The organism is Methylobacterium sp. Leaf111 (assembly GCF_001423285.1).
Taxonomy (GTDB): Bacteria; Pseudomonadota; Alphaproteobacteria; order Rhizobiales; family Beijerinckiaceae; genus Methylobacterium.
Genome location: NZ_LMNE01000067.1, coordinates 144,750 through 160,613, shown reverse-complemented (window position 1 = coordinate 160,613; position 15,864 = coordinate 144,750). Strand labels below are relative to the sequence as shown.

Here is a 15,864-nt window from a genome sequence, read left to right as displayed (position 1 = left end):
GTCGATCATCTCGTGCGTCCCGACATCCATGATCAGTTCTCAGGACGGTTGCTAATCGATCTCTGCGGACCCTTGCAACGTTCGGCGTCGGTAGGGAGCGGCCATCATGCCGAAGCCGTCCGAACATGGGCGAGAAATGATGATTGCAGGATGGTGATCGTCTGATAGCTATCTGTAACCTAAGCCTGGATGGATCCCCCGAATTTGGCAGAGCCTGCCACCACACGCGCCGCGATCCAGAAGCTCCATGACGCATGCGCCGCCGCATTGGCCCTATCGTTTGAGGGGCCGCGCGAGGGGCAGATTGGAGCGCGCTTCGCGTTTGGGTCCAAATTGCAGACGTGGTTCACCGTTCTGAGGGATAGGCCAGAGCGCGCGTTGTACGACGTCGCGCAACGCGAGTACCTTGTGGCGATGCTGAACCTCGCCCAGGGCTAGTACCGCAATCCCTTGAAAAGCCTGAGGCTTGTCCTCGAGCTCCACCTGCAGGGCGTCCTGCTTCCGACCGATCCCGTTGGCCTCTTCGAGTGACTGCGCAACGCCAAGAACACCATCTGGGCGAGGATCATCGAGGACGAGGGCGTCTTCAGAAAGCGCTTCGCGCGGGCGTTCTTCCCCGACCTGGAGCCACGCGTCGGGGCCGGTTCAGGGCCGCGGTAATCGCGATAGCCATTCGTCGCGTCTCGACGGGAGGGCACATCCATGGATGACGAGATGCACGTCATCTCCGCCGGTTATCGATTGCGGTGTGCAGGGGATTCTTAGTACGTTGCACCTTCAAATGAGCGCCGCGACGGTGCAGTGGCGAGTGGTGCAGATTGATCGTTGGCGGTGTCGGGATCGAACCTATAAGCCATCAAATGTGCAGGGGATGGCGTGAAGACGTGCTAACCACCGGTTTCAACAACGACTCCGTGTCTCCGTGCACCGCGACGGTGATCAACTTGGATGCCGCCGCGAACACCGTTCCGACCGAGGAAGTGATCGACGCCGTCGTTGCCACCATGCGCAGCGGCGCGGCCAATCCGGCGAGCGCACACGAGCTCGGCGACCGCTCGCGTGCCGTCCTCACCCGCGCCCGCGATGGCGTACTGTCTCTTCTGGACGGCGCATTAGATGATGGGGTGACATTCACTTCCGGCTGCACCGAGGCAAACAACACCGTGTTCGCGGGCATCCCGGCGGCCACGATCATCACCAGCACCGTAGAGCACCCCTCGGTACTCCGGTCGGCCGAGCGGGCGGCATCCAGCGGAACGACCGTCTTGTTCGTCCCAGTCGATCGGGCCGGCTTGGTGAGTCTCGAGCAGCTCGGAGCAATCGTCGCGTCAGTGCAGGGCCCGCTTCTCGTCTCGATCCAGTTCGCGAACAGCGAGACCGGCGTAATCCAGCCGATTGCCGCGGTCGCGGCGCTGTTGGCGACACGTCCGCAGACGACGTTCCACTCCGACGCGGCACAGGCCTACGGCAAGCTGCCGATCGACCTCTCGCCCGGGGTCGGCCCTGATGTGATCACCGTCTCGGGGCACAAGCTGCACGCCCCGATGGGCGTCGGCGCGATCGTGGCCGCCGAGCGGGGCGTACCGCTCGCACCCCTACTCGTCGGTGGCGACCAGGAAGGATCGCTGAGAGCCGGTACCGAAGCGGTTCCGCTGATAGCGGGCTTTGGCGCGGCCTGCGCGGCGCGCGCCGACACGATGAACGACTGCGTGCTGCACATGTCGCAGTTGCGCGATCGACTAGAGGCCGGGCTGCGAGATGGGCTTCCCAATGTCGTGCTACTCGAGAGTGCGATCGATCGCCTGCCCAACATCTCAAGCGTACGGTTCCCGGGTGTCGACGGCATGTCACTGATCGCCCAACTGGACAGCCGCGGCGTTGCAGCGTCGCAAGGATCGGCATGCTCAAGCCGCCGCCCCGAACCATCGCATGTGCTAATGGCGATGGGTATTTCCGAGAACGACGCCTTTGAGACCGTACGCTTCTCGGTCTCCGCCCTGAACACCGTTGCCGAGATCGACGAGGCGACGTCGATAATCGCCGATACCGTCAACCATCTGAGGAGCGTTTCATGGGCGAAGGCCTGATACGCTTCTCCTATGGCGGCCACGTTACCTTCCCAGTGCGCTATGGTTGGCTACCAAAGGGGCTGTCGCGGATGCGGCAGGAGGGCGCCTTCCATCCAAACACGGAGGTCGGCGACGATCTCGGCCTCGGCTCAAAGATGGTCGAGTCTCTTGGCTTTTGGCTCAAGGCAACCGGACTGGCCCGCGACGGCAATGATGGGCGGTCGGGCCGTGTGCCGTCGGAAATCGCGGATCTGGTCGCGACGCACGATCCGTATTGCGAACTGCCTGGCACATGGTGGTTCCTCCACCTCGTCCTGGCGACACGTGAAGGGACCGTGTGGTCTTGGTTCTTCAACAACCATTCGGACCGCATCTTCGACCGTGCCTCATGTGCCGAGGCCTTCCTTCAGTTCACGCGCGCCAAAGCCCTGCGTCCAGCGAGCGATGCCATGGCGCTCAAGGACGTATCCTGCCTACTCAGTGCGTACGCAGCGCGTCCGGGCGTTGACATCGTCGATCCCGACGACGTGGGCGCGTGCCCGTTCCGTGAGCTTGGATTGATAGTGCGCCACGACTTGGTAAAGCGCTTCGAGCGCACTCGTGTGCCCGTCGGGCTCCCGGTCGAGGCGTTTCTCGCCTGCTCCTCGCTGCTCGCCAAGGAGACAGGTCGTGACGCGCTGTCGCTGCGCGAACTCGCCACGCTCCGTTTCGGTCCGGGCCGCGTTTTCTGTGCCGGCCTCGATGCCGTCGACGAGATGGTCGGCATGGCGGCTGGCGCATCGTGGATGAAGAGCATCAGCGTCGAGACGCTGGCAGGCGAGCGGTATCTTAAGGCCACGGTCAAGCCCATCGAACAGTGGCTCCGCGACTACTATGGCCGCATCAAGGTCGCGTCATGATCGGCTCCGACTTCTTCAAATCGCTTAGCCTGATCGAGGATCTGGAGCATCCAGAGCGCTTCAGCCACTATCGGCCCACCCGCCGGGCGCTGCCGATCATCACCGCCATCGTCGAGCCAGGCGCCACCACGATGGTCATCGCACCCTATGGCAGCGGGAAGAGCCTTGCGGCTGGCGTCGGAGCACTGCTGGTCTTCAACTCGGACGACGACGGGCGCGCGCTCGCACCGATCCTAGACCGTATCGACCAGGTCGATGCGGCAATGGGATCGACCCTGCGCAGCCGATCCGCCGGCACCCTTCAGGGGCACGTCGTCGTCCTGTCTGGGATGGTAGCGGACCCGATAGCGGCGATCGCCGAAGCGCTTGGTATGAAGGAGCCGCCGAAAAGCGTCGAGGGCTTCGGCAAGAAGATGCGGGACGCTGGCTGGGACCACGTCGCGATCGTCTGGGACGAGTTTGGTCGACACCTCGAAGGCTTGGTTGCTGACGGCCGTTCGGGTGAGCTCGACGTCGTCCAGCGTCTGGCGGAACGCGTGTCCCGCGCGACCGGGCCGACGATGAGCCTGACGCTACTCCTGCACCAGAACCTTCTCGCGTACGCGGCGCGCCTCAACGAGACGTCGCGAAGCGAGTGGCGTAAGATCGAGGGGCGGTTCCACCCCCTTCGCCTGATCGAGGACAGTCAGGAATTCTACCGCCTGATCGCTGAGGTTGTCTCGGACATGTGCCCGCCCGAAAGCGCGGCAGTCATGCCGCCCGTCACCCAGGACATGGCCGCCAAGGTTGTCAAGTGGAAGTGGTTAGACGGCATCGAAGACGCGAGCCAGGCGCTCGCAATCCTCAACGACGCGAGGCCGCTCTCACCGGGCGCGTTGCAGATCCTGCCTACACTGGTTGCGCGCGTGGGCCAGAATGAGCGAAGCCTCTTCTCCTTCCTCCGTGAGATCGACCTCACGCGTAAGGTCGGCATCGAGGCCGTATACACGTCGTTCTCGGATGCGATGCGTACCGACGTCGGCATCGGCGGCACGTACCGGCGCTGGATCGAGACCGAGAGCGCCAGGTCGCGGGCCGACACAGCACTCCAGCGCAGTTTACTAGCGGCGGCATGCCTGCTGCAGCTTGGCATCAGCGGCGAACGCCGCTGCCTACCGCGTGACGTCCTGGAGCTGGCGGTCGCGGAGCCGGACATCCCTTCCGCCGATATCGCAACCGCGGTTGACGATCTTCTCAAAGCCAAACTGCTACTTTGGCGCAAGCACACCGACGACGTGGCGGTGTGGCACGGAGCCGACATCGATGTCGCGATCCGAGTGCGGGAGGAACGCGAACGCCGGTCGAGTGCATTCGACCTGCGGGCGTTCCTCGAGGATCGCTTCCCAGCGCCGCATCTACGGGCGCCGCGTCACAACGCCGAATATGGGGTGAACCGCTTCCTGATCGGACGCTACGCGTCAATCAGCGAGTTAAGCGCACTCCTCGCGGACGGTGACTCGGCGGATGGGTCGATCATCTACGTGCTCGCGGAGGATAAGGCGGAGATAGCCGCCGCGCGGAAGCTGGTGACGGAGTCCGACATCAAGGCGATCATTGCCGTGCCGGATCGCCCCCTCGCTGCAGAAAGCGCCGCGATCGAGTTGACGTCGATCGAGGCGCTCCGCGCAGATAAGGAATTCTTGGCGTCCGATCCCATGGTGACCACGGAGATCGACGAACTCCAGTCGGTGGCATTCGAGGAGCTGGCCACACTGCTTCGTGGGCTGCTCGATCCACGTTCCACTGGATCAACATGGTACTCGCAAGGCCAGATTCTGGAGGTGTCGCCGGAGCGCCCCGGACCAATGGCGGCATCCCGCTTGCTCAGCCAATGGTTCGACAAGACGCCGATTATAGCGAACGAGCAGCTGATGCGCAGCGCCGCATCGCGCACGATGCAGACCGCGCGCGTGCGCGTCGTCGGATCCATCCTCGAACGCTCAGACCGCAAACGGCTGGGCTACGAGGAAGGCGATAGAAGTGCGGAAGGGTCAATCTACCGAACAGTGATCGAGAACACGGGCCTTCGCCCTGCAGGATGGACGCGCTTCGCCGATCCTAATCAGATCACCGATCCTGGTCTCAAGGAGGTCTGGCTCCGCATCGCCGGCTTCTTCCAAACACCCACGGGTCGGGACGGCGGTGTGTACCGTGACCTGAGCGAGTTCGTCAGGACGCTCGCGGCGCCGCCGATGGGCGTCCCGATGGCGGTGATACCGGTGCTCATCGCTGCCGGGTTCAAGCACTTCTCACGCGCTGTGGCGCTTTACGACAGCGGTCGATACGTCGCCGACACATTGGGCTTCCAGTTCGACAGCATGGTGTCGAACCCGAAGGGGTTCTGCGTGCAGGTCCTCGACCCCACGCCCGATCTGGTCGAATACCTGTCCGAGATCGCCTACGTCTTCGCGCATGAGCGGCCCAAGGCGGGTGATGAACTCGTCCGCTTCGCGCATGATGCGCTGACACGTTGGCTGCTAACCGTTCCCGATGGATCTAGACGCTCTCAGAAGCTTGGGACACATGCGAGGGGAGTGCTCCGAAGCGTGGGCAGCTTCTCCGATCCCGTCCAGCTCCTCCTCAAGGATCTGCCCACAGAGCTTGGCGCAAAGGGGCCTTCCCCGAGCATCATCGGCAAGCTGGAAACTGCGCGGAACGAAATCGACTATCTACGTGACCAGTTCGCCCAGGATGCTGTCGAGGCGGTCGCCGGGAGTTTCCGATCCGCCTATCTCACAGTCGATCCGCTGGAGGCGATCACCGCCTGGGCACGTTGCTTCGACGCTGCGTCACTAGATCGGCGCGACGACCTACGTATCGTAGACCGCGCCGTGCTGCGTAAGGCCGTCGAGGCGGTAAACGGCCGCTTCTCGCCAAAGTCACTCGCAAACGCGCTCAGCTCGATCCTGCTCCAGCGCAGCCTCGACAAGTGGGACGATCGGACAGCCGCGCAGTTCCGGTCCGCGCTGCGCGACGCGCGAGAGCGAATTGAGGCGGCAGCGCTCGACACTGAAACGCCGACTGCGGCGCTGAGGCCGATTGTCCGGGCCCGCGTCGAGGAACTTACCAGAATGCTTGTTAAGATCGATGAGACCGAACACAGTCGCGTCCGCGGCCTTCAGGTCGCTGGGGGAAAAAGATGAGCTTGGTGGCCATCAACGTCGATGACGCAGTCAAGGATACCGGGGCACGGCACATCGTGCCCGTATCCGGTGGCAAGGACTCGTCCGCTCTCGCCGTGTACTTGAAGCAGCGCAATCCCGAAGTAAACTTCGAGTACGTGTTCTCCGACACGGGCGTAGAGCTGCCCGAGACGATCGACTACCTGGATCGGCTCGAGAACATCATCGGGGTGAAGATCCACCGCGTCTCGGCGATGGAAATGTTCGACGTTGCGGAGAAGCCGGGCCGAACTGCATTCGATGTCGCTCTGTTCGAACACTTCGCGGGCTTCCTGCCCAGCCCGCGTGCAAGGTGGTGCACGCGGATCATGAAGATCGCGCCCTTTGAGCGTTTTATCGGCGGCAATCGAGCCTATTCCTACATTGGCCTTCGTGCCGATGAGAACCGCGTGGGATACCTTGGGACGGGCACGGCTGGTGCCAAACCGGTGGTGATTTCGGAAAAGCCCAACATCACGCCCGTTTATCCGTACCGGGATGACGCGATCGACCTCGCCGAGGTCGGCCGGATCCTCGACAGCGCTGGGCTCGGCTTGCCAGATTACTACGAGTGGCGGAGTCGGTCGGGGTGCTACTTCTGCTTCTACCAGCAGATCGGCGAGTGGCAGGGCCTAAAGGAGCGTCATCCCGAATTGTACGAGAAGGCGAAAGCGTACGAGACGATGAAGAAGGGGCGGAAGTACACCTGGGTCGATGGCCGCTCGCTCGACGACGTCGAGAACATGCCACGGCGGGCTGTGAAATCGAAAGCGGAGGACGGCTGCGCCGTCTGCCACCTTTGATGGGCGCGTCGGCCCACAACAGGCTCGTCGACTTCCTAGCGACATATGGCCCGGTCGCCGCCTCGGACAGCCTGTGTGACGAGAACGTTCGGAAAGCAGAGGACGAGTATGGTGTCGCCAGCATCAGCACGCAGGCACCACGCCTCGAGGACATCGGAACGGAGCTGAACACTGGTGCCGGCAGGAACGTCATTCTCACGGGAACAGCGGGCGACGGCAAGACCTTCCACATCCGGCGCTTCCTTGAGGTGCACCACCCAGAGGCGCTCGTCGGCTGGCCAGGCGCCGAAGGAGTGATGCGCATCCAGCTGCCCGACGATCGGGAACTGTGCGTCATCCGCGACCTGAGTGAGATATCAGATAGTGAAAAAGAGGCCGAGCTAGCGAACTTCGCGAGCGGCCTGCTTGGCGAGACCGACGAGCGGCTGTACCTGGTGGCCGCGAACGATGGGCAGTTGCTGAAATACTTCCGCGATGCCGCGCGTGCGGGCGGAACGGGCGCGGATCGATACCGGCTGTTGCACGAACGCATCACGGGGATGCTGCGCGCCGAAAGCGAGACCGCCGACGGCATGTCACTACGTCTGATGAACCTCAGCCGGACTTGGAGCAGCGCGACGGTCGACGCCATTTTCGACGCGGTCCTCGACCATCCCGATTGGGATGGGGCCTGCTCGGCATGCCCGGGTGCTACGAGCGAAACCCCTTGTCCGATCCAGCTGAACCGGTCGCTGCTGATAGCTTCGGATGGAATGCCGTCATCGTTCCGCACCCGGCTGCGGGAATCGCTCCGCCTCGCCGCGGCGAACGATCAGCATGTACCCATCCGCCAGCTGCTGACACTCGTAGTAAACATCATCCTCGGCGACGCGAACAACGCCGATCGCCCCTTGCTCGATTGCGCCACCGCGAAGAAGCGGACGGCCACGCGGGACTACGGGAGCACTAACCCGTACAACAACGCGATGGGCCGCAACCTGCGCGACGACAGGCGGCGCGCGAACCGAGTGTTCGGGATCTTCGAGGTGCTCGGGATAGGATTCGAGACGAACAACCTCGTCGACGCGATGCTCGTGCAGCGCGAGCCGAAATCACTATACGACACCTTGTTTGATCAGGAGCCGACCTACGGCTCGAACCTCTTCGACCCACTCAGGCGCGAGTATCTGGGTGGTGGCGGCGGCGATGTCGCGATCCGCAATTTCCGCCGCGGCCTCGAGGCCCAGCGCCGGCGCGCCTTTTTCCTTCTCCCCGACCATCCGGACTTTGAGGCGGCAACACCCTGGCGCCTGACTATCTTCCATCACGGGGGCGAATACCTCCGGCTGCTCGACGCGCTCGAGGCGGGGGCAGCTCGGGACGTCACCGACCCGTTCACGCGGCAGCTCGTCCGCGGCCTCAACAGGGCACTTACGGGCATGATGGCCGCGGACGACAACCACCTCTGGCTGTCAGGTACGATTGGCAAGACCGACGACCCGTCAGGAAGGGTCGCTACGGTCGAAGCCGTTGATCGCACCTCCACCACAAATCTATCAGTCAAGCTGTCACGCGACCCGGTCACGCGTCGGCCATCGCTTGGCGTCGCAGTCCCGAAGCTATGGGTCCAGGCCAAGATGCCGCAGCTCGACCTGCGTCCGCTGCTATTCGAGTATTTGATGCGCGTTGCCAACGGGAGCCTGCCAGCGAGCTTCTCGAGGCAGTGCCATCAGGAGATACGGCACTACGCGCTCGTCGCGACTGCCGCCATCCGCGCAATGCATGCCAGTGACGAACCAGGTCCAGAGGTCGTCCGAATGCTTTCGCTCGGCACCCAGGGCGAGGTTCAGGCCAGCAGGATCGAAATCTGATGACGACCAGTCGGAATCAGCACCTGCAGCTTGCGAAGAATGCCGTCCGCGTTCCTGAGACGCAGAACCTTTCGAGTGTGAAGCTGTGGTGCGAGTATGCGATCTGGGGGCTCCTCTTCTACGACGACCAGTCTCCATGGCTAACCGTCGTCGAGGCGCTGCACATCTGCTTTCACCGCAAGGTGCAGGGCGACCCGGTCTTTACGCCCGTCGCATCCGCCGCCTCTACGGAGCACGAGGCGATCACATACCGACTGCGACTCAACTACGAACTCAGGCACATGCTCTTCCGCGACCGCGAGGTGATCCGGATCGCTAACGGACAGTCTGTCGACGAGAAGGCCCGCTGGAAGGCATGGCTTGAAACCGTCAGCCGTGACTATGCAGGTCTCGAACTCGGCTACCTGCGGGATGAATTCGACACGTTCGGCGAGATGGCACGGTCGGTGGAGCTGTTGCGCACCGCCGAAATTGAGGCGCAGTCAGCCAAGCGTTGGACGTCGCGGCACATCCTGCCGCTCGGCCCGGACATGCTGTTCGCGGACGTCAATGACAAGAACTCTCTCGACCGCAAGTTCATGCGTCGGACCGGCGAGATGCTATACATCATGCTGAACCGAGCCACGCGGCGGGAGAAGCTTGGCCAGCTCATCGAGACGCGCCTGCTTGGCGCAGCAAGCCCGTGGAACCGTCTGGCCAAGCGCGTCGGCGGGCCGACCGCGGCATGGGTCGGCGATACGCACATCGGCTACCTGCCCGTGGCCAGTACCACTAGCTACGACCGCCTCGCCGAAGACTGGGTCGCGCTTCTGTCCTTGCGTAACATTCCCGTCGAGAACCTGCTCGATCCACTTGAGCGCGTCAGCGGGCTAAATCAGATTCTCTATATCCTTGAGCGCGCGCAGGTGACGATTGGCGACGAGGTCCCGGTTCCGCCATTCTTCCTCGACCTGCTCGGAGCGCCTGGCAACAACCCCATCCGAAAGCTGTCCGCGAACCAATTCAAGCGGCATCGCTCGATGCCGGTCGAGGCGATTGGAGCCTTCATCGACACCTTCGCCGCATCCAAGGAGTGGGGGGGTGTATTAGCCAGTGCCGCTGGCGCGAAGGAGGCTATGGACCTCCTCGCATCCCGCTTCCTATGGCGGCCGAGCCGATCACCCAACCCGGACTGGATGCCCTCGCCGCAGGACCAACTTGCCGAGCTGCGCACGCAGGCGCAGAACAGCAAGGGGCACTCGATCACATCGACGTTCTCTAGCCATGCGAAGCACATCGGCATGCTCAGGGCCCAGCGCAGCTCTGGCACTTGGTATGCGCCGAGCGACGCGTTCCTTGAGGCGCTGGTGCTGGCGAACGTCACCACTCCCATGGAGTTTGGCGATTTCCTCCATCGGCTGATGACCAGGTACAACATCGTCATCGGACCAGAGGAGGTGCGCGCCGCCTTCAACGTGAAAACGAGCGCGCTTCCAGCACCACTGGCGGACCTGAAGGACAACGAGCGCCGTCTCGAGGACCGGCTCCGCGTGCTCGGCTTCCTCGACCGCAAGTCCGACGACTGCGCGTTTGTCATCAACCCTTTCCACGACGCGACGGCGGCGACCAGCGGAGCAGCGCAACTTGTCCACGCTTGAACTGATCGGACAGGTGGCCGCGCGTCGGCTCGCCGAGCTGCGCGACGCTTCTAACGGCCGCGCCTTCTACTGCATAATCGGCCTCGACGCCGAGGTGACTAGCGCGATCGTCAAGTGCGTGGCGCAGGATGCGGTCGCCCACGGCGGCGACGTCGAGGTGTTCATCCATCCGCGGCTGGCCGTCGGCGACGTGTCGCCCGCTGTCGTCTCGGACCAGACGGCACCATGGCACCGCAACCACGCGACCGCTGGCATGAAGCTAACTGTTTGCACGGTCCCGCCGGACATGGTGAAGGCCACCGAACCGACGCTGGCCCACAACTCGAAGATCGACGAGGCGTGGCTGCTGCAGAGTCCCACGATCTGGTCGCAGGTGGCGCTAAAGCAGAGCTCGCCCGAAATTCGGGACAAGTTCACGAACGTGCTGCAGGGTGTGCTTGACGCGTTCGTTGCGCATGACTCCGAGACGATCGGCGACTTCGTGTCGAGCGTCGTCTTCCAACTGATCGAAAAGGGCCTCGCGCCCGAGAACGCCGTCCGTGCTTCCCTGCCCGCGTTGCGGCTACCGCGCGATAGCGGAGACCCACGGATGAAGATCACGGAGTCGGCGGAGACGGCGGCGCGCTTCTTCCGCAAGATCGTCGAGGACGTGCAGCCGGCGATCTACCTGCGTGCGAAGGACGGCGATCCGCTCAACCGAGGCGAGCTTCGCCAGAGACTGGCGGACATGAAGGCCGACGGCACTATCAATGACGAGGTGCATGACAAGCTCCAGGCCCTGGTCGCCGACCGCAGCGTGCACGACGGCCAGTGGACGCAGAGCCAGCAGGTGGTCTCCGAACTCGGATGGGATCGCATTGAGCCGTTCTTCAACAAATCCAAGCGCAAGCCGAAGCAGTCGTTCGGCGGCGAGACGAAGTTGTTCTTCGACCGCCAGTATCCGGGGGCGCTGAAGCCGGCCGACGATGAGCTGCTGGCCGACCTGGCCAAGGAAAATCTGAAGCCATCCGAACAGGTAGACGATTTCTTCGCCCGGCACCGCCCGCGGCTGCAGACAGAACCGAAGCTTTACAAGCGGTGGGAGCGCATGGTCTTTCGCGCTCCGATCGAGACGAGGGATCTGGGCGAAGGCCTGCTACGTCTCGCGCATCGTGCGTTTCCCGAAATAGAGGACACCAATACCGAGGACGCCTCGCGCGTCCTGTTCATACGCCTCCGCAATGCGGAGAAGATGGATTTCTGGTGTTCGGAGAAAAACACGCGCATCCTGCGGTACCTGCGCGACCGATACCGTGGCCTTCACAAACTGCTCGCGCCGCATGCGGTCCTCGACTTTGGACGATGCTGGGAGGAGGGCTGGGAGCAGAACGTCGCGGAGGAGAACACCAGCAGCGGCAAAGCAGCGACCGAATTCGAGTTCGAGGCCTTCCTAGTCACGGCCGAGGAACTCGCGGCCGTTCTCGAGGACCGATCAAGCAAACCGCACGCCAATCGCGCGCAGATGATCTGGAAACCGCATCCCGAAGCTCTAGGCCTGTCGCTTTCGATCGACCTGCGACAGATCCGACATCAGGACGCCACCCTTCCGACGCATCTAATATCGGGACGCATCCATCAGAACAGAGTAAGCCGCAGCGCGGCGCCTAGCACCGTCAATCTCGCTCAACGCAGCTCCGTGTCAGATGCGTTCCAGCAAAGCGAGGGACTGCTGGCGAACCCGGGTCGCGATGAGAACCGCATCGACATTACGTGGCCGCGCGCACTAGCCGCCATCGTCGAGCAAGGCGTGATCACGTCCGACCAGGGACAGGAGCTGCGTTCCGCCTATGACGCGTTCGTGGTTTCCTACGGTGCGGCCGTCGATGCGCTCGTGCGGGGCGCCGGCATCGGCGCCGACGAGATCCTGCTCCAGGCTGAACTCTACGGTGATCTGCTCCGTAGTGTCATGACGATCGCACCGCAGGAACTGTGCATCCGCGACCTGCTCGCACCCTTAGTGAGCATCGGACTCGTAGCAGTCGAGGGAGAGACGCCTTCGGCCATCCTGACCGCATGGCACCCTCTGCGCCTTGCCGAGATAGGTGCCAAGGCCCGTCAGTTGGCCGAGGCCGTGACCGCCGTCGTCACCAGCAATTCCGACCAGCGCAGCGGCGTCGAGGACTTCGTCTATGACCGGATCGCCACCCTCGGCGGCACGTATTACGGCGACATCGCCTTGCTGCCAGGCCTTAATGACCAGCTCGTCGCCGAGACCCAGGCGATCATGGACTACAGCCTGCTCGAGCCGATCTCGGGCGGCACTCAGCATGGCGTCACCAATGAACCCGCTGACGCGGCGATCGCTGCATTCGACCGTGTCGCCGACGAGTACCTTAAGCTGCGCCCACACGAGCGGGCGAATTTCTCGGTGGTGATCTTAAACGCCGATTCGGAGAACCTTCCGCTCGCCATGGCCAAGGGGCTGTCGCGCCGCGTCGAAGATGACAGTGAGATCAGGTGCGAGCTCGTCGTGACCGACGATGATCCCATCCGGCTTCGCCAAGTCTACGAGCGGCAGAACCGCCGCATCAGCCATGAGATCGACACCAGTCTCGCCAGCGAGGCGGCACGCAACTTCCTGTCGCGTCTGCGTGTCGGCATCTTCAGCCCCGAGACGCTCGCGCAGGAGACGCAGAAGGCGAACGACGTCGTCCTGCTGCAGGACGTGATCGCGCGCAGCAGCAAGGTACGCTGGACCAAAGGGTTCGACGACGGCACGAGCGAGGAGATCGCGACGTTCGTCCCGACCGCGCGCTCGAAGCGACGGCCCTTTCGCAAGGGGAACACCACGTCTGCGCTGTACCTAACCGCGCCAAGGCAGCCACTTGCTGGGCGGATCTACGTCGACGCCCTGCGAACGATCATGATGCGCGACGTGGCAATGAACGCTGAACCCTGGCTCCCCGTGCAGGAGGTCGAGTTCAAGGCCGGCGAGGTCAACCAAATCCTCGTCAAGGCACACAAGCTCGGCAGTTGGGTGATGACCTTCGACCGTGTCGCCGACCGTCGGCTCATTGCGACCGACGAGCGCCGCATCATCCGCTACTTCAGCGTGCCTGGGTCGACGCACAACGTGATCGTGTCGACCGAGATCACGGAACGAGAGCTCGGCAACTGCATCGACGTGGACATCGGCGTCCTGATCCAGGGCCTGGACGCAGACACGTTATCGGCACTTCGCCACCAACTGTTCATTCGGGCGGCGCAGCTGTCCGGTGGGGTCGTGATGCGGGGCGCGCAATGGTCAAACTATGCGCATGAGCTGCTCGGTTTAGTCCTCTCCCAGCGCGAACTTGAGCGTCTATTGCGCGTCGATCGCGAGAATAAGACCGCGTGGTTCTTCCTAGACGACTACCGCGACTGGCTCGACCTAACGGGCGAGATGGCCGACATCCTCGCCATCGACTTCGCGGTCGGTGTCAACGGACCGGAGATCCGCGTGGTCGTCGCCGAGGCGAAGTATGTTGCTCAGGACGGCATCTCCGAGCACCGTAAGCGGTCCGCTGGCCAGCTCGAAGCGACCTGGACGGCGCTCAACCACCGCTTGCTCGGCGGGTCCGTGAACCTAGACCCGGCGATTTGGAGGCACAGGCTCGCGGACATGATCCTCGAGCACATGGATCCGTTCGATCAAGTCGGCGGCATCGGACAGGACCGCTGGCTTGAGGGCCTTCGAGACGGTACCTTCCCGATTTCGGTCGACGGCCACTCAATGGTGTTCAGCCACGAACTGGGCTCCGTATTCGAGCCGATGCCGCACCTGCCCGACGAGGCGAAGTTCGTCGCTGAACGCCGACGTCTCGCACAGTGGGTATTCTCGCGTGCAGAGACAGCCAAGGCACTGAGTGGGCTCGCCGACGACGCGTTGCCTGCCATGATCCACGTGCCGGCAGGTTGGCCACAACTGACGGCTAGCGCGAAACACGACGATATGCAGGCGGCGCCGACGCCTCCACAGGGGAACGAGGGGCCGTCACAGGAAGGCCCACCAGACGACGTACCGCCGCCGCCTTCGGATCCCCAGCCGGACCGGCCCATGCCGACGTCCGGTCCGATGTCAGGAGGATCAGCCGAACCTTTTGCGGCTGACGGACCTGCTGATGTCGCTGGCCCATGGAGTTATCAGATCACGGCGGTCCTGACCCGGTTGAGCAATGCCGGCGATGAGGCAGAGGGTCACACATGGCTCGCTGGGCAGATCGACTCATTGCGTGCGGCCCTGCAGGCCGAGGGCATGGACGCACCCGTGATGGGCCAGCGGCTCACGCCGAACACCGGCCTCGTTTATGTCGGCGGGCGCACGCTGACGGTCGCTTGGCTGGAGCGGAAGCGAACAGACCTGCTCACCCGCTACGGGCTCGAAATCGTGCGCATCTCGCCGATGCCTGGACAGATCGCGATCGGCTTGCGCCGCCCGGCGCGCGCGATCCTTCACCTTGCAGATGCATGGCTCAAGCGCGTGGCCGACCCCGCGGATGGCCAGCGAACCTCGCCGCTGTTGGGTGAAAAGGAGGACGACGGCAGCCTGTGCTTCCTGCCGCTAGCCAGTGGCTACCTCGCCCAGGAGCGCGCGGCGCCCCACAGCCTAATCTCCGGTACGACGGGCAGCGGTAAGGGCATACTGGTCACCAACATCATGCTGGACCTCTGTGCGCTCAACAGCCCTAAAGAGCTGGAGATGCACCTGATCGACCCCAAACGAGGGGTCGACTACGCATGGGCGCGTCGCCTTCCTCATCTCAAGGGCGGCATTGTCGATGATCAGGACGAGGCGATGGCACTTTTAGAACGCCTAACGGGTGACATGGACCGGCGATACGACGAGATCAGCCGCGAGAATTGTCGCAATATCGACCAATACAACCGAAAGATGCATCCGGACCGGCGGATGCCCCGGATTGTTATTTTCTTCGACGAAGTCGCAAACTGGATGCAGGACGACGATTTCAAGAAGGTCGTCGACGGCCTGATCAATAAGATCGCGACTAAGTCGCGCGCCGCCGGCTTCCACCTGTTCATGGTGTATCAGCGCGCCGACAACCAGGTCATGACCATGCAGCTTAGGACGAACCTGGGAAACAAGCTGATCCTGCGTCTAGGCGATGAGGGAAGTTCGCGGATCGCGCTCGGCGAAGCCGGCGCCGACCGGCTGCTGGGCAAGGGGCACCTTATCGCAAAACTCGACACTGACGACAAGATATACCTGCAAGTCCCCTTCATCGGCGACGACGAGGTCGAAGAGCTCGCGGACGCAGTGATCGCGACTTGGGTGGAGGCGCGTCGGGAAGCGGCGGAATAGATGGTCGTCGGGAAGCTCGTACGCGGCGCGCTCTACGTCCACCGTGACGCGATCGGGGCTCTCACGAA

Annotated in this window: 7 protein-coding genes; all 7 read left to right on the top strand. The window is 63.2% G+C overall.

What is annotated here, in order from left to right; genetic code table 11:
• Nucleotides 1–884 precede the first annotated feature (884 nt).
• Genes ASF41_RS21260 through ASF41_RS21230 form a run of 7 tightly spaced genes read left to right on the top strand, consistent with a single transcriptional unit; the run spans nucleotide 885 to nucleotide 15,796 of the window.
• Entirely contained in the window at nucleotides 885–2,087 is a 1,203-nt protein-coding gene (locus ASF41_RS21260; protein ID WP_162242144.1) for a cysteine desulfurase family protein, read from the top strand.
• On the top strand, nucleotides 2,072–2,968 hold the full coding sequence (locus ASF41_RS21255) for a DUF4007 family protein (protein WP_056496749.1): 897 nt from the start codon (nucleotides 2,072–2,074) through the stop codon (nucleotides 2,966–2,968). Before ASF41_RS21260 ends, ASF41_RS21255 begins: the two co-directional genes overlap by 16 nt.
• A complete protein-coding gene (locus ASF41_RS21250; protein WP_056496746.1) occupies nucleotides 2,965–6,150 on the top strand; it encodes a hypothetical protein in 3,186 nt (1,061 codons plus the stop codon). The genes ASF41_RS21255 and ASF41_RS21250 overlap by 4 nt, the downstream gene beginning before the upstream one ends.
• The gene (locus ASF41_RS21245) at nucleotides 6,147–6,971 is read left to right on the top strand and encodes a phosphoadenosine phosphosulfate reductase family protein (protein WP_056496745.1); all 825 of its coding nucleotides are present in this window, start codon (nucleotides 6,147–6,149) and stop codon (nucleotides 6,969–6,971) included. The genes ASF41_RS21250 and ASF41_RS21245 overlap by 4 nt, the downstream gene beginning before the upstream one ends.
• Entirely contained in the window at nucleotides 6,971–8,821 is a 1,851-nt protein-coding gene (locus ASF41_RS21240) for a hypothetical protein (RefSeq protein ID WP_056496742.1), read from the top strand. The genes ASF41_RS21245 and ASF41_RS21240 overlap by 1 nt, the downstream gene beginning before the upstream one ends.
• Nucleotides 8,821–10,458 (top strand): hypothetical protein, encoded by a 1,638-nt coding sequence (locus ASF41_RS21235; protein WP_056496738.1) that lies wholly within the window; start codon nucleotides 8,821–8,823, stop codon nucleotides 10,456–10,458. Before ASF41_RS21240 ends, ASF41_RS21235 begins: the two co-directional genes overlap by 1 nt.
• Nucleotides 10,445–15,796, top strand: coding sequence for an FtsK/SpoIIIE domain-containing protein (locus ASF41_RS21230; RefSeq protein WP_056496735.1), 5,352 nt, complete (start codon nucleotides 10,445–10,447; stop codon nucleotides 15,794–15,796). The genes ASF41_RS21235 and ASF41_RS21230 overlap by 14 nt, the downstream gene beginning before the upstream one ends.
• The last annotated feature ends 68 nt before the right edge of the window (nucleotides 15,797–15,864 follow it).